The sequence below is a fragment of the Rhodococcus sp. AH-ZY2 genome, from assembly GCF_030916465.1.
Lineage (GTDB): Bacteria > Actinomycetota > Actinomycetes > Mycobacteriales > Mycobacteriaceae > Rhodococcus > Rhodococcus ruber.
The window spans coordinates 2,053,336-2,070,700 of the sequence record NZ_CP126458.1; the positions used below are offsets into that span (position 1 = coordinate 2,053,336).

The 17,365-nt window shown below is 73.8% G+C and carries 15 protein-coding genes and 1 pseudogene; 14 read left to right on the plus strand and 2 right to left on the minus strand.

Features of this window, described 5'->3' with window-relative positions; all coding sequences use genetic code 11:
- Positions 1 to 95: 95 nt before the first annotated feature.
- From mihF to QNA09_RS10690, 8 genes are all read left to right on the plus strand, one after another.
- Positions 96 to 416, plus strand: coding sequence for an integration host factor, actinobacterial type (gene mihF / locus QNA09_RS10655; protein WP_119699766.1), 321 nt, complete (start codon positions 96 to 98; stop codon positions 414 to 416).
- A 46-nt stretch (positions 417 to 462) separates the two neighbouring features.
- Positions 463 to 1,131 carry a guanylate kinase gene (gene gmk, locus QNA09_RS10660; protein WP_119699767.1) on the plus strand — a complete coding sequence of 223 codons (669 nt, stop codon included), beginning with the start codon at positions 463 to 465 and terminating at the stop codon, positions 1,129 to 1,131.
- Entirely contained in the window at positions 1,128 to 1,430 is a 303-nt protein-coding gene (gene rpoZ / locus QNA09_RS10665; protein WP_003935406.1) for a DNA-directed RNA polymerase subunit omega, read from the plus strand. Before gmk ends, rpoZ begins: the two co-directional genes overlap by 4 nt.
- Positions 1,427 to 2,710, plus strand: a complete 1,284-nt coding sequence (gene coaBC, locus QNA09_RS10670; protein ID WP_010595124.1) for a bifunctional phosphopantothenoylcysteine decarboxylase/phosphopantothenate--cysteine ligase CoaBC — start codon at positions 1,427 to 1,429, stop codon at positions 2,708 to 2,710. Before rpoZ ends, coaBC begins: the two co-directional genes overlap by 4 nt.
- Before the next feature lie 172 nt (positions 2,711 to 2,882).
- Positions 2,883 to 4,097, plus strand: a complete 1,215-nt coding sequence (gene metK, locus QNA09_RS10675; protein WP_017682101.1) for a methionine adenosyltransferase — start codon at positions 2,883 to 2,885, stop codon at positions 4,095 to 4,097.
- 21 nt (positions 4,098 to 4,118) lie between these two features.
- The gene (locus QNA09_RS10680; RefSeq protein WP_010595122.1) at positions 4,119 to 6,137 is read left to right on the plus strand and encodes a primosomal protein N'; all 2,019 of its coding nucleotides are present in this window, start codon (positions 4,119 to 4,121) and stop codon (positions 6,135 to 6,137) included.
- A gap of 178 nt (positions 6,138 to 6,315) precedes the next feature.
- Positions 6,316 to 7,296 carry a triacylglycerol lipase gene (locus tag QNA09_RS10685; protein WP_026138117.1) on the plus strand — a complete coding sequence of 327 codons (981 nt, stop codon included), beginning with the start codon at positions 6,316 to 6,318 and terminating at the stop codon, positions 7,294 to 7,296.
- 114 nt (positions 7,297 to 7,410) lie between these two features.
- The gene (locus tag QNA09_RS10690) at positions 7,411 to 8,556 is read left to right on the plus strand and encodes a phosphatase PAP2 family protein (protein ID WP_048773533.1); all 1,146 of its coding nucleotides are present in this window, start codon (positions 7,411 to 7,413) and stop codon (positions 8,554 to 8,556) included.
- On the opposite strand, the pseudogene QNA09_RS10695 reads toward QNA09_RS10690, so the two are convergent.
- Positions 8,456 to 8,836 (minus strand): annotated as a pseudogene (locus tag QNA09_RS10695) (rhodanese-like domain-containing protein); the annotation flags it as partial. The gene QNA09_RS10690 and the pseudogene QNA09_RS10695 sit on opposite strands and share 101 nt — an antisense overlap.
- Before the next feature lie 227 nt (positions 8,837 to 9,063).
- On the opposite strand from QNA09_RS10695, the gene fmt reads away from it, so the two are divergent.
- The 3 genes from fmt (at position 9,064) to QNA09_RS10710 (ending at position 12,450) form a co-directional block, all read left to right on the plus strand.
- Positions 9,064 to 9,987: a methionyl-tRNA formyltransferase gene (fmt, locus tag QNA09_RS10700; RefSeq protein WP_119699768.1), complete on the plus strand. Its 924-nt coding sequence runs from the start codon at positions 9,064 to 9,066 to the stop codon at positions 9,985 to 9,987.
- Positions 9,984 to 11,429, plus strand: a complete 1,446-nt coding sequence (locus tag QNA09_RS10705) for an RsmB/NOP family class I SAM-dependent RNA methyltransferase (RefSeq protein WP_119699769.1) — start codon at positions 9,984 to 9,986, stop codon at positions 11,427 to 11,429. The genes fmt and QNA09_RS10705 overlap by 4 nt, the downstream gene beginning before the upstream one ends.
- Positions 11,430 to 11,520: 91 nt before the next feature.
- On the plus strand, positions 11,521 to 12,450 hold the full coding sequence (locus QNA09_RS10710) for a 1-phosphofructokinase family hexose kinase (RefSeq protein ID WP_017682237.1): 930 nt from the start codon (positions 11,521 to 11,523) through the stop codon (positions 12,448 to 12,450).
- Between the two features lie 65 nt (positions 12,451 to 12,515).
- Here the strand turns inward: QNA09_RS10710 and ppsA are convergent, their stop codons facing one another.
- Positions 12,516 to 14,795 carry a phosphoenolpyruvate synthase gene (ppsA, locus tag QNA09_RS10715; protein WP_010595114.1) on the minus strand — a complete coding sequence of 760 codons (2,280 nt, stop codon included), beginning with the start codon at positions 14,793 to 14,795 and terminating at the stop codon, positions 12,516 to 12,518.
- Positions 14,796 to 14,967: 172 nt separating this feature from the next.
- On the opposite strand from ppsA, the gene rpe reads away from it, so the two are divergent.
- The 3 genes from rpe to QNA09_RS10730 are packed head-to-tail and all read left to right on the plus strand — an operon-like array spanning position 14,968 to position 17,312.
- Positions 14,968 to 15,651: a ribulose-phosphate 3-epimerase gene (gene rpe, locus QNA09_RS10720; protein ID WP_026138115.1), complete on the plus strand. Its 684-nt coding sequence runs from the start codon at positions 14,968 to 14,970 to the stop codon at positions 15,649 to 15,651.
- The gene (ribD, locus tag QNA09_RS10725) at positions 15,648 to 16,691 is read left to right on the plus strand and encodes a bifunctional diaminohydroxyphosphoribosylaminopyrimidine deaminase/5-amino-6-(5-phosphoribosylamino)uracil reductase RibD (RefSeq protein WP_238423948.1); all 1,044 of its coding nucleotides are present in this window, start codon (positions 15,648 to 15,650) and stop codon (positions 16,689 to 16,691) included. The genes rpe and ribD overlap by 4 nt, the downstream gene beginning before the upstream one ends.
- Positions 16,692 to 16,703: 12 nt before the next feature.
- Positions 16,704 to 17,312, plus strand: coding sequence for a riboflavin synthase (locus QNA09_RS10730; protein ID WP_010595111.1), 609 nt, complete (start codon positions 16,704 to 16,706; stop codon positions 17,310 to 17,312).
- Positions 17,313 to 17,365 lie beyond the last annotated feature (53 nt).

Here is a 17,365-nt window from a genome sequence, read left to right on the forward strand (position 1 = left end):
TGGGTTCGCAATCGTCGTCCGGCGTGAGTACGGTCGCTATCGCCGCTGGTTAACCGGCGGATGAGACTGATTGCCAACGATGAGACGGAGGAACCGTGGCCCTTCCCCAGCTGACCGACGAGCAGCGCGCCGCTGCTCTGGAGAAGGCGGCTGCTGCCCGTCGCGCCCGGGCTGAGCTCAAGGACCGCCTGAAGCGCGGCGGCACCGACCTCAAGCAGGTCCTGGCCGATGCCGAGAACGACGAGATCCTCGGCAAGATGAAGGTGTCCGCCCTGCTCGAGGCCCTGCCGAAGGTCGGCAAGGTCAAGGCGCAGGAGATCATGACCGAACTCGAGATCGCCCCGACGCGCCGCCTGCGCGGCCTGGGCGACCGTCAGCGCAAGGCGCTGCTCGCCAGGTTCGACTTGGACGCCTGAGCGACCGGTGGTAGCTGACGCACACACCGTGTCGGACAGCGGTTCCATGACGCGGAGGGGCCGGCTGGTGGTGCTGGCCGGCCCCTCCGCCGTCGGGAAGTCCACCGTTGTCCGCCGGCTCCGCAGCCGGGTGCCCGACCTGCTGTTCAGCGTGTCGGCCACCACCCGCGACCCCCGGCCCGGCGAGGTGAACGGGGTGGACTACCACTTCGTCAGCCGCGACGAGTTCGATCGGATGATCGAGTCCGGGGACCTGCTCGAGTGGGCCGAGATCCACGGCGGGCTGCAACGCTCGGGCACCCCCGCCGGTCCCGTGCGGGACGCGCTCGCCTCGGGACGCCCCGTGCTCGTCGAGGTGGACCTGACCGGCGCCCGCTCCGTGCGCGCCGCCATGCCGGAGGCCGTGCTGGCCTTCCTGGCGCCGCCGAGCTGGGATGTGCTGGTCGCCCGCCTCACCGGCCGCGGCACCGAATCGGACGAGGTGGTCCGCCGCCGGCTCGAGACCGCCCGGACCGAACTCGACGCCCGCGACGAGTTCGACACGGTGATCGTCAACGAGGACGTCGACCGCGCCTGCGACGAATTGGTATCCTTGTTGGTCGGTCCCCGCGACGATCGCCCCGACCGTCCGCAGCCGATCACGACCTTCCCCGCCTCGAACCCGAATCCCGGGCCCCACCAGAGCTCCGGAACGACACAGGAGAACACCGAGTGAGCAGCACCCAAGCAGCCGTGTCCGACACCGCCGGCCACGACCTGCCGGCCTACGACACCCCGCTGGGCATCACCAACCCGCCCATCGACGAGCTGCTCGAGCGCACCTCCTCGAAGTACGCGCTGGTGATCTACGCAGCCAAGCGTGCCCGGCAGATCAACGACTACTACAACCAGCTCGGCGACGGCATCCTCGAGTACGTCGGCCCGCTCGTCGAGCCCGGCCTGCAGGAGAAGCCGCTGTCGATCGCGCTGCGGGAGATCCACGCAGACCTGCTCGAGCACGCCGAAGGCGAGTGAGCCAGCGCGCCGCGGGCACCGCGGACCACTCGGAATTCGCGCAACGCCGCCGCATCGTCGTCGGCGTCGGTGGCGGCATCGCCGCCTACAAGGCCTGCGCGCTGATCCGGGCGTTCACCGAAAGTGGACACCACGTGCGGGTCATCCCGACGGACTCGGCGCTCGAGTTCGTCGGCCGCGCCACCTTCGAGGCCCTGTCCGGCAACCCCGTGCACACCGGCGTGTTCGCCGACGTGCCGCAGGTTCCGCACGTGCGGCTCGGACAGGAGGCCGACCTGGTGGTCGTCGCCCCCGCCACCGCCGACCTGATGGCCCGCGCCGCCCACGGCCGTGCCGACGACCTGCTCACCGCCACGCTGCTCACCGCGCGGTGCCCGGTCGTGTTCGCGCCTGCGATGCACACCGAGATGTGGGAACACCCGGCGACGGTGGACAACGTCGCCACGCTGCGCCGCCGCGGCGCCGTCGTCGTCGAGCCCGCCTCCGGCCGGCTCACCGGGCACGACACCGGCGCCGGCCGGCTCCCCGAACCCGAGGAGATCTTCGGACTGGCGTCGCTGCTGCTCGAACGACCGGACGCGTTGCCGCGGGATCTGACCGGGCGGCGCATCGTCGTCTCCGCCGGCGGCACCCGCGAACCGCTGGACCCGGTGCGGTTCCTCGGCAACCGCAGCTCCGGCAAGCAGGGCTATGCCCTCGCCCGGCTCGCCGCCCAGCGCGGCGCCGACGTCACCCTCGTCGCCGGGGCGGTGGCCGGGCTGGCCGATCCCGCCGCGGTGGAGGTGGTGCAGGTCCAGACCGCCGCCCAGATGCAGGCCGCGGTCACCAAGCATGCCGCCGGTGCGGACGCGGTCGTCATGTCCGCCGCCGTCGCCGACTTCCGGCCGAGCACCTTCGCCACCAGCAAGATCAAGAAGGGCGCGGGCGAGCCGGAGGCGATCGCGCTGACCAAGAACGAGGACATTCTCGCCGGGCTGGTCGCCGCCCGCACCGAGGGCACGCTGCCGGCGAGCACCGTCATCGTCGGTTTCGCCGCCGAGACCGGCGACGCCGAGGGCGACGTCCTCACCCACGCCCGCGCCAAACTGGCCCGCAAGGGCTGCGATCTGCTGGTGGTCAACGCCGTCGGCGACGGGAAGGCGTTCGAGGTCGACCACAACGACGGGTGGCTGCTGGCGGCAGACGGTTCCGAGACCGCCCTCGCGCACGGCTCCAAGGCGCTGATGGCCAGCCGCGTCCTCGACGCACTGCGCCCGCTGCTGGCGCAGGACCGGTCGTGACCCTGGCAGCGGCGCGCCCGTGACGTCGGGGGCGGCGCGCCCGTGACGCGGGGGCGGCGCGCCCGTGACGTCGGGGGCGCGCCCGTGAGCGAAAGTCTCGCGTCGGCGCGGCCGGAACAGTAGCGTCGCCCATATCGTTCGAGCTAGACACAACCAGTCGAGAGGGAGTTCCGTGAGCAAGACCGGCGGTCGGCTTTTCACCAGTGAGTCCGTGACGGAGGGACACCCGGACAAGATCTGTGACGCGATCAGCGACTCCGTCCTCGACGCGCTGCTCACCGAAGACCCCCGCGCCCGCGTCGCGGTCGAGACCCTCGTGACCACCGGGCAGGTGCACGTGGTCGGGGAGGTCACCACCTCGGCCTACGCGGACATCCCGAAGATCGTGCGCGACCGGGTCCTCGAGATCGGCTACGACTCGTCCTCGAAGGGTTTCGACGGCAACTCCTGCGGGGTCAACATCGCCATCGGCGCGCAGTCCCCGGAGATCGCCGGCGGCGTCGACGTCTCGCACGAGGCCCGCACCGGGGTGCTCACCGACGACGAGGTGGCCCGGCAGGGCGCCGGCGACCAGGGCCTGATGTTCGGCTACGCCTGCTCGGACACCCCGGAACTGATGCCGCTGCCGATCGCGCTGGCGCACCGGCTCTCGCGCCGGCTCACCGAGGTCCGCAAGAGCGGGGTGCTGCCGTACCTGCGGCCGGACGGCAAGACCCAGGTCACCATCGAGTACGACGGCGACCGCCCGGTCCGCTTGGACACCGTGGTGATCTCCACCCAGCACGCGGCGGACATCGACCTGAACAACCTGCTCACCCCGGACCTGCGTACCCACGTCGTCGAGGCGGTGCTGGCGGACCCGAGCCTCGCGGGCCTGGACACCACCGGCCTGCGGTTGCTGGTGAACCCGTCCGGGTCGTTCGTGCTCGGCGGCCCGATGGGGGATGCGGGCCTGACCGGCCGCAAGATCATCGTCGACACCTACGGCGGCATGGCCCGGCACGGCGGCGGCGCGTTCTCGGGCAAGGACCCGTCGAAGGTGGACCGCTCGGCCGCCTACGCGATGCGGTGGGTCGCCAAGACCGCCGTGGCCGCGGGCCTGGCCGGCCGGCTCGAGGTGCAGGTGGCCTACGCCATCGGCAAGGCCGCCCCGGTGGGACTGTTCGTCGAGACGTTCGGCACCGAGAAGACCGACCCGGCACGGATCCAGCAGGCGATCACCGAGGTGTTCGACCTGCGACCGGGTGCGATCATCCGGGACCTGGACCTGCTGCGGCCGATCTACGCACAGACCGCCGCGTACGGGCACTTCGGCCGCACCGACATCGACCTGCCGTGGGAGAACACCGACCGGGCCGAGAAGCTGCGCGCCGCCGCCGGTCTGTAACCCGACCCCTCGACGGTCCGGGTGGCCACCGACAGGACCGCGGCCGAGACGGATCCGGTGGCGCGGATCCTGCCGCTGCTGCCGTTGCCGCACCTCGACCGCGAATTCGATTACCTGATCCCGCGTGAGCTCGATGCCGAGGCGCGACCGGGCGTGCGGGTGCGCGTCCGGTTCGCCGGCAGGCTCGTCGACGGCTTCCTGCTGTCCCGCGCGCCGACCAGCGAGCACACGGGCCGGCTCGGCTGGCTCGACCGGATCGTCTCGCCCGAGGTCGTCCTGACCCCCGAGATCGCCGCCCTCGCCGACGCCGTCGCCGCCCGCTACGCCGGTACCCGAGCCGACGTGCTGCGACTCGCGGTGCCCCCGCGGCACGCCCGGGTCGAGGCGGAGGACCCGCCACCCGCACCGCCCACCGCGGCACCGGCCGTCGACCGGATCGCCTGGTCCCGATACCGCCACGGCGAGAACTTCCTCGACGCCCTCGCCGCCGGCCGCGCCCCCCGCGCGGCCTGGCAGTCCCTGCCCGGAGAGGACTGGCCCCGTCGCCTGGCCGAACTCGCGGCGGCGGTCGCCGCCACCGGCCACGCCGCGGTGCTCGTGGTGCCCGACCAGCGCGACCTCGACCGGGTCGTGACCGCCTGCGCCGACATGGCCGGCGCCGACTGCGTCGTCGGGCTCGCCGCCGGGCTCGGTCCGGCCGTGCGCTACCGGCGCTGGCTCGCGGCGCTGCGCGGAACCGCCCGCATCGTCGTCGGCACCCGGGCCGCGGTGTTCGCTCCCACCCCCGCCCTCGGCCTGCTCGTGGTGTGGGACGACGGCGACGACCTGCACTCCGAGCCCCGGGCGCCGTACCCCCACGCCCGAGAGGTGGCGCTGCTGCGAGCCCACGCCACCGGTGCCGCCGTCGTCCTGGCCGGGCACGCCCGCACCGCCGAGACCCAGGCCCTCGTCGACACCGGATGGGCGCACGACCTCGCCGCCCCCCGCGACGTCGTCCGTGCCAGCGCCCCCAAGATCACCGCCCTCGCCGACAGCGACCAGGCCCTCGCCCGCGACCCCGCCGCCCGCGCCGCCCGCCTGCCGGCCATCGCCTTCGCCGCCGCCCGCGCCGCCCTGGGCGCCGACCGCGGGGTGCTCGTGCAGGTGCCCCGCCGCGGCTACGTGCCTGCGCTGGCGTGCGCCAAGTGCCGGACCCCGGCCCGCTGCCGGCACTGCAACGGCCCGCTCGCGTTGCCGCAGGCCGCCGGCCCGGACGGTGCCGCGACCCCCGCCTGCCGCTGGTGCGGCATCGCCGACGCCACCCACCGCTGCCACGCGTGCGGTGCTCGTGCCCTGCGCGCCGTCGTCGTCGGCGCCGGGCGCACCGCCGAGGAACTCGGCCGGGCGTTCCCCGGTGTCCCAGTGGTCACCTCCGGTGGGACGGAGGTCAAAGCCACCGCCCCGGCGGGACCGGCGCTCGTCGTGGCCACGGTGGGCGCCGAACCCGTCGCCGCCGGGGGGTACGGCGCGGCGCTGCTGCTCGACGGGTGGGCCCTGCTCGGCCGCGCCGACCTGCGGGCCGCCGAGGAGACGATGCGTCGCTGGCTCACCGCGTCGTCGCTGGTGCGGCCCTTCGCCGACGGCGGCCAGGTCGTCGTCGTCGCAGACGCCGGCATCCCCACCGTGCAGGCACTGGTGCGGTGGGACCCGATCGGGCACGCGCAGTCCCAGCTCGCCGAGCGCGCCGAGGTCGGCTTCCCGCCGGCGGTGCACATGGCCGCCGTCGACGGCACCGCCGCCGCAGTCGCCGACCTGCTGGCCGCCGCGACGCTCCCGCCGGAGGCGGAGGTGCTCGGGCCGGTGCCGTTGCCGCCGGGGGAGCGGCTGCCGTTCGGGGCCGACGATCCCGAGCCGGACGAGGTGCAGCGCATGGTGATCCGGGTGCCGCGCGGCCGGGGCCTCGCGCTCGGCCGCGCCCTGCGTGAGGCGCAGGCCGCCCGCAGTGCCCGCCGCGGCGAGGGGGCGTTGCGGGTGCAGATCGATCCGCTGCGCGTCGGGTGACGGCCGCCACGGCCTCCGGCGCCGCGCGGAGGATCGCCCCGGGTGGCAGGACGGGAAGAACCCCCCGTCACCTGCGGAAAGATGACATGCCGGTGGGGCGCACCTGTGTCACGATAGGTCCCGAGGGGTCGATTCTGGTGACGGGAGCCCGGCTGCGGGCGAGCCGGAGGGAGGGGCCGTGAACGGCGCACGCAGGATTGCCGGGGCGCTGGCCGGTATCGCGGTGGCCGCCGCGGCCGTCACGGGCGCCGCGGCCGTCACCGCCGCGCCGGGGTCGTCGGCGTCCGTACCCGTCGACCCGGGCCCCGTGGCCACCACCCACGCCCAGGCCGCCGGCTACGCCGAGGAGCATCCCGGAACGGCGCCGGCGCGGTCGAACGACTTCGGGTGCGTGCCGTCTCCGGAGTATCCACGACCGGTGGTGCTCGCCCACGGCACCGACTCCAACTCCTACTCGGACTGGGCCGCGGTCGCACCGATGCTCGCCGATGCCGGATGGTGCGTGTTCGCCCTCGACTACGGCAAGGCCGACGGTGCCGACGAGTACGGCACCGGCGACATCCGGGTCAGCGCCGCGCAGCTCGGGACGTTCGTCGAGCGGGTGCGTGCCGGCACCGGCGCCGACGAGGTCGACCTCGTCGGCTACTCGCAGGGTGCGACCGTCGCGCGGTACTACGTCAACCGGCTGGGCGGCTCGGCCGTCGTGGACCGCTGGGTGGGGGTGGCCTCGCCGAGCTACGGCGGCACCTTCTACGGGCTCGGCGCCGCGGTCGTGGCCGCTCCGGGCGCCACCGGCGCGGTCGAGGACTTCTTCTCGGTGGCCCTCGCGCAGCAGCTGCAGGGCTCCGAGCTGCTCACCGAGCTCAACACCCCGGTCGACACCGTTCCCGGCGTCCGCTACACCACCATCGGATCCCGCGTCGACGAGGTCATCCAGCCGGCCACCAACGTCGCGTTGCGCGGACCCGGGGCGGTCAACCTGATGATCCAGGACCTGTGCCCACCGGATCAGACCGGGCACTTCAACATGGTGTACGACCCGTTCTCGCTCACCGTGATCCGGCACGCCCTCGACCCCGAGCGGTACGCCCCCGGCGAGTGTGTCCCGGTGCGGCTCGGCACGGGCATCCCCGAACTGATCATCGAGAGCAACTCCTGAGCCGTTCCGTCCCCGGGGCGTGTCCGGTACCCCGATCATGGGTATGCGGGCGGCACGAGCCCCTGCGGACGACGGTCACCGGCGCCCGGGACGGCGCGCCGAAGGGAGGTAGCGGTGAACGCCCCCTCGCTTCCGGCCCGGGCTCTCGCGGTGATGCGGGCGCCGCAGCTCGTGCCGCCGCGGCAGTACCTCCGGGTGGCCGCGCGGTGCGGGTACCTCATCGCGCTGGTCGGCACCGTCGTCACGATGGGCATCCCCGCCGACCGGGTGTACCAGGCGGCCTGGATCGTCGCCGGGCTGATCGCCTTCGCGATCGACCGGCCGTGGCGCGGGCACGTGCGCGTCGTCGTCGACTGGTTGCCCCTGGTCGCGGCGCTCGTGGTCTACGACCACACCCGTGGCATCGCCGACGAACTCGGCCTGCCCGTTCGAATACACGAACTGGTCGCCGTGGAGAGCTGGCTGTTCGGCACGGTCCCGACGGTGTGGCTGCAGGAACGCCTGCTCGGCGCGGACGGGGAGCGGCCCGGCTGGACGATGCTCACCTCGGTCGTCTACACCAGCCATTTCCTCGTGCCGTGGTTGCTCGCGGCCGTGCTGTACCTGCAGTCGCGGGCGCGCTGGGCCGGATACATGCGACGGGTGCTGCTCCTGTCGTACTTCGGGCTGATCACCTACATCCTCGTGCCGGCGGCCCCGCCGTGGTATGCGTCCGAGGTGGGCGTCCTGCCGGAAGGCGTCGGCCGGGTCACCGGCTTCGGGTTCGGCGTGGTGCCCATCGACGTCGGCACCCGATGGTTGGAGGCGCAGGGCAACCCGGTCGCCGCGCTGCCGTCGCTGCACTCGGCATTCGCCCTGCTCGTGGCGGTCGCCCTGTGGCCGATCGCGCGGCGCGCCTGGATGCGGGCCCTGCTGGTGGCGTTCCCGCTGGCCATGGCCTTCACGCTCGTCTACGGCGGCGAACACTACCTGGTCGACGTGCTGCTCGGCTGGGGTTACGTCGGGCTCGCCGTCCTGGCCGCCCGAGCCTGGGAGGCGCGCCGCGGGGCGCGGCGTGCCCCGCAGGTCAGTCCACCTGCTCCAGCGGCATCGCCAGCGTCACCCAGTCGTGCAGGCCACCGCGGTAGTACGCCAGCGCGGACGCCGGGTACCCCGCCTCGAGCAGCTCCCGGATCGCCATCGGGGACTGCGGACACTGCGGGCCGTTGCAGAACAGGATCGACACCCGGGACGGATCGAGCCGGTCCCGCAGCTCCGTGATCCGGCCGTGCGGCAGATTGATCGCGCCCGGAATGGACCTGCCCTTGCGCGAGTCCGGGACCCGGGTGTCGACGAGCACCGCTCCGTTCGCGACCAGCTCGGTCAGTTCCAGCTCGCCGACGGTCACCACCCCGGGCGCGCACTGCAGCGGCTGCAGCTCGCCCCACGTGGTGTCCACCAGGACCACGTCCTGCTCCTGCGCCGCCGGCCAGGGCACGCCCGCGGGATCCGCCGAGCGCACCCGGGGAGACCGTTCCATCCGTTCTCGCGTCTCTGCCATCGGCTCAGCCTATCGACGCGGCGCGGCGGGTGCCGGGATTCGTCACGCCCGGCCCGGCCCGTCGGGTTCGCGGACGGCTGTCACCGCCCGCAGGCCCGGTCCCTAGACTGAGGGCACCATTCGTCGTCGAGATCCGGGAGCAGCATTCGTGAACAGTTCGGTCGGCCCAGCACGGTCCTCGTCCCGGGGCCGGGGCCTCGTTTCCCGCCCGCGGACGGGCCGCTGACGTGCGGCTGGTGTTCGCCGGGACCCCCGAACCGGCCGTACCGGCCCTGCGCCGCCTGCTCGACTCGCCGCGCCACGAGGTGGTCGCGGTGGTGACCCGGCCCGACACCACCGCCGGCCGCGGACGGCGCGTCGTCCGCTCGGCCGTGGGGCGGCTCGCCGACGAACACGGCATCGAGGTCCTCACCCCGGAGCGGCCCCGCGACCCCGACTTCGTCGCCCGGCTGACCGAACTCGCCCCCGACTGCTGCCCGGTCGTCGCCTACGGCGCGCTCATCCCGCAGCCGGTGCTCGACATCCCGAAGTTCGGCTGGGTGAACCTCCACTTCTCGCTGCTGCCCGCCTGGCGCGGCGCCGCGCCCGTCCAGGCCGCGCTCGCCGCGGGGGACGAGGTGACCGGCGCGAGCACGTTCCGGCTCGAGGCGGGCCTGGACACCGGCCCGGTCTACGGGGTGGTCACCGAGACGATCCGGCCCGACGACACCGCGGGAGATCTGCTCGCCCGGCTCGCCGACTCCGGAGCCGTGCTGCTCGAATCGACCCTCGACGGCCTCGAGGACGGGATGCTCACGGCGGTGCCCCAACCCCCGGACGGCGTCTCGCACGCCCCGAAGGTCACCGTCGAGTCGGCTCGGGTGAGCTGGGACCGTCCCGCACACCTCGTCGACCGCCACATCCGTTCGGTCACGCCCGCACCCGGGGCCTGGACGATGATCGACGACCTGCGCGTGAAGCTCGGACCCGTGACCGGCACCGACGAGACCCTCGCGCCCGGGCAGATCCTGGCCCGCAAGGACGGTGTCCTCGTCGGCACCGGCAGCACCGCCGTGCGACTCGGGCAGGTCCAGCCGCCCGGTAAGAAGACGATGGCGGCCGCGGACTGGGTTCGCGGCGCCCGCCTCGACCCGGAGGTACGCGCCCAGTGACCGAGTCCCGCCGCCCCGCCCGCCGGTCCCGCCGCGGGCCCGGGGACCGCAACAACAAGCCCCGGCAGGCCCGCCGGCCGTCGCCCGCCGAGGCCGGCCTCGACCAGGCTCGGCTCGCCGCCCGGGACGTGCTGCGCGCCGTCCGGGAGCGCGACGCCTACGCCAACCTGGTGCTGCCGGCGCTGCTGCGCGAGCGACGACTCGACGGGCGCGACGCCGCCCTGGCCACCGAGCTGACATACGGCGCCGCCCGCGCCCAGGGCCTGCTCGACGCCGTGATCGCCGCGTGTGCCCACCGGCCCGTCACCGAGATCGACGGGGCGCTGCTGGACACCCTGCGGTTGGGCACGTATCAGCTGCTGCGGACCCGCATCGCCCCGCACGCGGCCGTCGCGACGAGCGTCGACATCGTCCGCGGCGAATTCGGCCACGGCAAGTCCGGCTTCGTCAATGCGGTGCTGCGCCGCGTCGCGGAGAAGCCGGAGGAGCAGTGGATCGCCGAGCTCGCCCCCGACCCGGCTCGCGACCCGGTGGGACACCTGGCCTTCCGGTATGCGCACCCGGAGTGGATCGCGAAGGCCTTCGCGGTCGCGCTCGGCCCGGACGCCGGGGAGCTCGAGGAGGTGCTCGCGGCGGACGACGCCCGACCGGTGGTGCACCTGGTGGCCCGCCCGGGGGTGATCACCGCGGAGGAACTCGCGCTGGCCACCGGTGGCGAGATCGGGCCCTGGTCGCCCTACGCCGTGCATCTCGATGCCGGCGGTGATCCCGGCAAGCTCGACGCCGTGCGCGAGGGCATGGCCGCAGTGCAGGACGAGGGCAGTCAGCTGGTGGCGCGGGCGCTCACCCTCGCCCCCCTCGACGGGCCCGACCACGGCCGGTGGCTGGACCTGTGTGCCGGCCCGGGCGGCAAGGCCGCCCTGCTCGGCGCGCTCGCCGACATCGACGGCTTCACCGTCGACGCCGTCGAACCGGTCGAGCACCGCGCCGAACTGGTCCGCAAGTCCACCCGCGGCCTCCCGGTCACGGTGCACGTGGCCGACGGCCGCGAGCCCGGCCTGGGGGCCGGCTACGACCGCATCCTGGTCGACGCGCCGTGCACCGGGCTCGGCGCCCTGCGTCGCCGGCCCGAATCCCGGTGGCGGCGCAACCCCGGCGACGTCGCCGAGCTGGTGCGGTTGCAGAAGCAGCTCCTCGCCTCGGCGATCGGGCTGCTGCGGCCGGGTGGGGTGGTGCTGTACGCGACGTGCTCGCCGCACACGTCCGAGACCCTCGCCGTCGTCGCCGACGCCGTCCGGCGGCACCGGGTCGAGCAGCTCGACACGCGCGAGCTCGTGCCCGGCGTGCCGCGTCTCGGCGACGGTCCGTCCGTGCAGCTGTGGCCGCACCGGCACGGCACCGACGCGATGTTCATGGCCGCGCTGCGCGCCCCGGCGAGCTGACCGGCGAGCTCGCCGCGCGAACGCCGGGAGAATCGGTCCGCGCTCGGATACGGTCGGACGCGACCCGCCCGCTCCCGGCAGGAGGCACGTCGTGCCCGACATCGTCACCGTGACCATGAACCCGGCGCTCGACATGACCACCTATACCGAGCAGGTGCGGCCCACCAGTAAACTGCGCTGCGAGGCGCCGCGACTCGAGGCCGGCGGCGGCGGGATCAACGTCGCGAAGGTCGCCGGGGTGCTCGGTGTCTCGGCCGCAGCGGTGTATCCGGCCGGCGGCCCGACCGGGGACATGCTTTCGGCGCTGCTGTCCGGCGGCGGCGTCGACAGCCGGCGCATCGACATCGACGGCATGACCCGGGAGTCGTTCACGGCGATCGAGCGCAGCACCGGCCAGGAGTATCGGTTCGTGCTGCCCGGCCCGGAGCTGAGCGTGCGGGATCAGGAACGGTGCCTGGACATGCTCGTCGAGACCGCCACCGGTGCGCGGTACGTCGTCGCCAGCGGCAGCCTGCCGCCGGGTGTGCCGGGCGAGTTCGTCCAGCGCGTGGCCGACGCGGCCACCGATGCCGGCGCCCGCTTCGTCCTCGACTCGTCGGGGGACGCGCTGCGCCGCATCAAGTCCGGTGTGCACCTGGTCAAACCGAGCCTGCGGGAGCTGCGCGAGTGGGTGGGCCGGGAACTGCGCACCCCGCACGAACAGGCCGCGGCCGCCCACGAGCTCGTCGACGCCGGCATCGCCGAGGTCGTGGTGGTCTCGCTCGGGCCGGACGGGGCGCTGCTGGTCTCCGCCGACACGACCGCGCGGGTGAAAGCGCTGGACGTGCCCGTGCGCAGCGCCGTCGGCGCGGGCGACAGCATGGTCGCCGGACTGGTCGTCGGCTTGCTGCGGGGGCGGTCGCTGCGCGACGCCCTGGCACTGGGCATCGCCGCCGGCTCGGCGGCGCTGCTCACCCCGGGCAGCCAGGTTTGCCGGCGCGAGGACGTCGAACGGTTCGACGTCCTCGCGCGCGAGCGGTGACACCCGATCGTCCCCGTCGTCCGGGCGGTGCCGAGCGGGCCGACGGGTCCGGTCGCCCGGGGTCGTCAGTGCTCGTGCCGGGCGCGGTCCAGAACGATCCGCTGCTCGGCCCGCGCCACCGTGCGCCGGGTCTGTGCGGCCGCGTCCGGCGTGACCGACACCGACGTGATGCCCCGGCGCACGAGATGCTCGGCGAGCTCGGTGCTGGTGGAGACGGCCTGCCCGCACAGCGACGTGGTCAGGCCGGCCGCCGACGCGCGTTCGATGATGTGGTCGATCGCGTCCAGCACCGCCGGGTCGAGCGTGTCGAACAGGTCCTTGCACATCTCGGAGTCGCGGTCGACGCCGAGCACGAGCTGGGTCAGGTCGTTGCTGCCGATCGACACGCCGTGGATGCCGAGCTTCGCGTATTCGGGCAGCCAGTACACCACCGACGGGACCTCGGCCATGATCCAGCGCAGCATCCGCCGATCGGTGCCGAGCGGATGCGCGTCGAGCTGGCCCAGGCATTCCTTCAGCTCCCAGCGGGTGCGCACGAACGGGATCATCAGGTGCACGTTGGGATGCTGCGCGCGTACGCGATGCAGGACGTCGAGGTCGAGCGAGAACAGCTCGGGGTCGCGCACGTAGCGGAAGCAGCCGCGGTACCCGATCATCGGGTTCTCCTCGTCCGGCTCCGTCTCGCCGCCCTCGAGGTTCGCGAACTCGTTGCTGCGCAGGTCGATCGCGCGGTACACCACCGGACGCGGGGCGAAGGCCGCCGCGATCCGCGCGACGCCGTCGGCCATCTTCGACACGTACTCCTCGCGCCGGCCCTGCGCGATCATGTAGGCGGGATGCTGGCCGGCGAGCGCCTCGGTGATCATGAATTCCGCCCGCAGCAGCCCCACCCCGTCGACGTCGGTGTCGGCGACGGCCTGCGCGGCGTCCGGGGTGGCGAGATTGACGTACACGGCTGTCGCGGTGACGGTCGGCGCGGATGCGGCGGCCGCCGGGGCGGCGGTCTGGGCCGCGGCCGGCCGCTCGGCGCGGACCTCCCCGTCGAAGACGACGCCGGCGTCGCCGTCCACGGTGATCAGCTGGCCGTCCTGCAGGTCCTGCGTCGCGGTGCGGGCACCCACGACGACGGGTTTGCCGAGTTCGCGGCCGACGATCGCGGCGTGGCAGGTGATGCCGCCGCCGTCGGTGACGATGCCGCCGGCGCGGCGCAGGATCGGCAGCCAGTCGGGGCGCGTCATCGGGGCCACCAGGATCTCCCCGTCGCTCAGGCGCTTGCCGTCGACCAGCTCGTGCAGCACCCGGACCCGTCCGGTGGCCCGGCCGGGGCCGGCACCGAGCCCGGTCAGCAGCGGCGCCGCCTGTCCGTTGCCCGACGCCGCAGCGGCGGCAGGCATCCCGAGGGTGGTGATCGGGCGGGTCTGCACGATCCACAGCTCACCCTCGGCGAACGCGAACTCGAGGTCCTGCGGCCGGCCGTAGTGCTGTTCGACGTCCGCGGCGAGCCGCGCGACCTTCCCGAGCTGCTCCTCGTCGAGCACGCGGATCTGCCGTGACGAATCGACCGCGACGCGGCTGTCGCCGGCGTCGGTGGAGGCGATCTGGAACTCCTGATGCCCGAGATGTACATCGAGCACCGTGAAGCCGTCCTTGGCGACGACGTAGGTGTCGGGCTCGACCTGCCCCCCGACGACGACCTCGCCCAGACCGAGGGCGGCCTCGACGACGATGCGATCGAGTTCGCCGGTGCGCGGATCGGCCGTGAACGCCACCCCCGACGATTCCGAGCGCACCATCACCTGCACCACGACGGCGATGGACGGTTCGTCGGTCACCCCGCGCAGGCCGCGGTAGGTGCGGGCGCGTTCGGACCACAGCGACGCCCAGCACGCCTGCACGGCGCGCACCACCGCGTCGGCACCGGCGATGTTGGTGTACGACTCGTGGATTCCCGCGAAGGAGGTGTCCGCGGCGTCCTCGGCGGGCGCGGAGGACCGCACCGCCACCGGCACGTCCACGCCCAGCTTCTCGTAGGCGGCGACGATGGCGGCGCGAATTTCGTCGGGCACCGTGGACTCGGTCACCAGCGCCGCCAGTTCCGCCGAGGTGCGGATCAGCGTCGCGTCGTCGATGTCGGGGGCCGGGACGGCCTCGGCGCGCAGCCGGTCGCGCACTCCCGCCGCGGCCATCGCATCGAGATAGGCGGCGGTGGTGATGGCGAAGGCGGGCGGCACGGGGAACCCGGCGCGGGTCATCTCCCCGAGGTTGGCGGACTTGCCGCCCACCGTCGGCGCGTCCTCCGCGCCCACGTCGCCGATCGGTCGAACCCACACCGTGTGCGTGGCCATTCTCGCTCCCCACTGCCGCATCGGGCCCAGCGGTTCCGGACCCGCCATCGTCCACTCAAGCATCGCCCAGCAGACCGAACCAGGGGTCGAAAGTCATGAAAACCCGCGCCGGCGGCGCGGGCACCGTGACGGGCGGCAGAGTCCGCCGCCGGGACCGTTAAACTCGGTGGACGTGGCCCACCCGATGATTGCTCCCTCCATCCTCTCCGCGGACTTCGCCCGGCTCGCCGACGAGGCCGCCGCGGTCGCCGACGCGCACTGGCTGCACGTCGACGTCATGGACGCGCACTTCGTCCCGAACCTGACCCTCGGCCTTCCGGTCGTGCAGTCGTTGCTGAAGGCGACCGACATCCCGCTCGACTGCCATCTGATGATCGAGGATCCGGGTCGCTGGGCGCCGCCCTACGCCGAGGCGGGCGCCCACAACGTCACCTTCCACGTCGAGGCCACCGACAACCCCGTCGCCGTCGCCCGCGACATCCGGGCCGCCGGTGCGCGGGCCGGGCTGAGCGTCAAGCCCGGCACCCCGATCGAGCCGTACCTCGAGATCCTCGAGGAGTTCGACACGCTGCTGGTGATGAGCGTCGAGCCCGGATTCGGCGGCCAGTCCTTCATCCCGGACGTGCTCGACAAGGCCCGCGCCGTCCGCCGCCTCGTCGACGCCGGCGAGCTGACCCTGCTCGTCGAGATCGACGGGGGCATCAACGCCGACACCATCGAGGCGGCCGCCGAGGCCGGTGTCGACTGCTTCGTCGCCGGGTCGGCCGTGTACGGGGCCGACGACCCGGGCGAGGCGGTGCGCAAGCTGCGCGAGCGGGCTGCGCACGCCTCCCCGCACCTGACCCTGGCCCCGTGAGCGGTGCTCCGCGCGGGGCGGCGGTGAGCGGCGCACCGCTCGACGCGGCCCTGCGCCTCGCGCTCGACGCCGGCGAATCGGTGCGCGGCACCACCACCCCCAACCCGCCGGTCGGCGCGGTGATCCTCGACGCGGCCGGGCAGGTCGCCGGGGTGGGGGCGACCCGCCCGCCGGGCGGCCCGCACGCCGAGGTCGTGGCCCTGACCGAAGCGGGGGAGCGGGCCCGCGGCGGCACCGCGGTGGTCACCCTCGAGCCGTGCAACCACACCGGCCGCACCGGGCCGTGCGCCCAGGCGCTGCTGCGTGCCGGCGTCGCCGCCGTCTACTACGCGGTGACCGATCCGAATCCGCCCGCCGCCGGCGGCGCACAGACCCTGCGCGCCGCCGGGGTGAGCGTGCACGGCGGGTTCGGCGCCGAACTCGCCGAGGCGGGCGCGCTGCGCGCCTGGCTGCACCGGCAGCGCACGGGACGTCCCCACGTGACCTGGAAGTACGCGGCGAGCCTGGACGGGCGCAGCGCCGCGGCCGACGGCACGAGCCGCTGGATCTCCGGCCCGCAGGCACGGGCCCGCGTACACGCCGAGCGTGCCCGCCTCGACGCGATCGTCGTCGGCACCGGCACCGTCCTCGCCGACGACCCGTGGTTGACCGCCCGGCGGCCGGACGGCTCGCTGGCCCCGCACCAACCGCTGCGCGTCGTCGTCGGCCGAAGTGAAATCCCCAGGACCGCACGGGTTCTCGACGACGCCGCGCCGACCCTGGTGCTGCGCACCCACGACCCCGACGAGGTGCTCGGCGCGCTCGCGGACCGGGCGGACGTGCTGCTCGAGGGCGGCCCGCGCCTGGCCGGGGCGTTCCTCGCCGCCGGCCGGGTCGACCGCATCCAGGCCTACCTCGCGCCGGTCCTGCTCGGGGCCGGACCGTCCGCCGTACGGGACGCGGGCGTGGGCACGATCGCCGAGGCGCTACGGTTTCGTCGGGAGCGCGTCGAAACCGTCGGCGCCGACGTGTTGCTGACCCTGGTCCCCGACCGGGAGTGAAGGAGCGGGTACGTGTTCACCGGGATCGTGGAGGAACTGGGGGAGATCGTCGCGCGGGAGGACCTCGCCGACGCGGCGCGGTTCACCGTCCGCGGGCCCGTGGTGACCTCCGACGCCGGCCACGGCGACTCCATCGCCGTCAACGGTGTGTGCCTGACCGTCGTCGACGTCCAGGGCGGTGACTCCTTCACCGCCGATGTGATGAAGGAGACCCTCGACCGTTCGAGCCTGTCGCAGCTCGGTCCGGGCAGCCGCGTCAACCTGGAGCGGGCCGCGGCGCTGAACAGCCGTCTCGGCGGGCACCTGGTCCAGGGGCATGTCGACGGCACCGGCACCGTGCTCTCCCGCACCCCGTCGGAGAACTGGACCGTGGTGCGGATCTCGCTGCCGGCGGAGGTGTCCCGGTACGTGGTGCACAAGGGCTCGATCACCGTGGACGGGGTCTCGCTGACCGTTTCCGCCCTCGGCGGGACGCCCGGCGACGAGTGGTTCGAGATCTCCCTGATCCCGACGACGTTGTCGCTGACCACCCTGGGCAGTGCCGCGCCCGGCACGCTCGTCAACCTCGAGGTCGACGTCATCGCCAAGTATGTGGAGCGGCTGCAGGCCGCCGGCCGCTGAGTCGTACTGTTGAACTCGGCAATCAGTTTGTCCGTACACGAGATTTTGGAGCC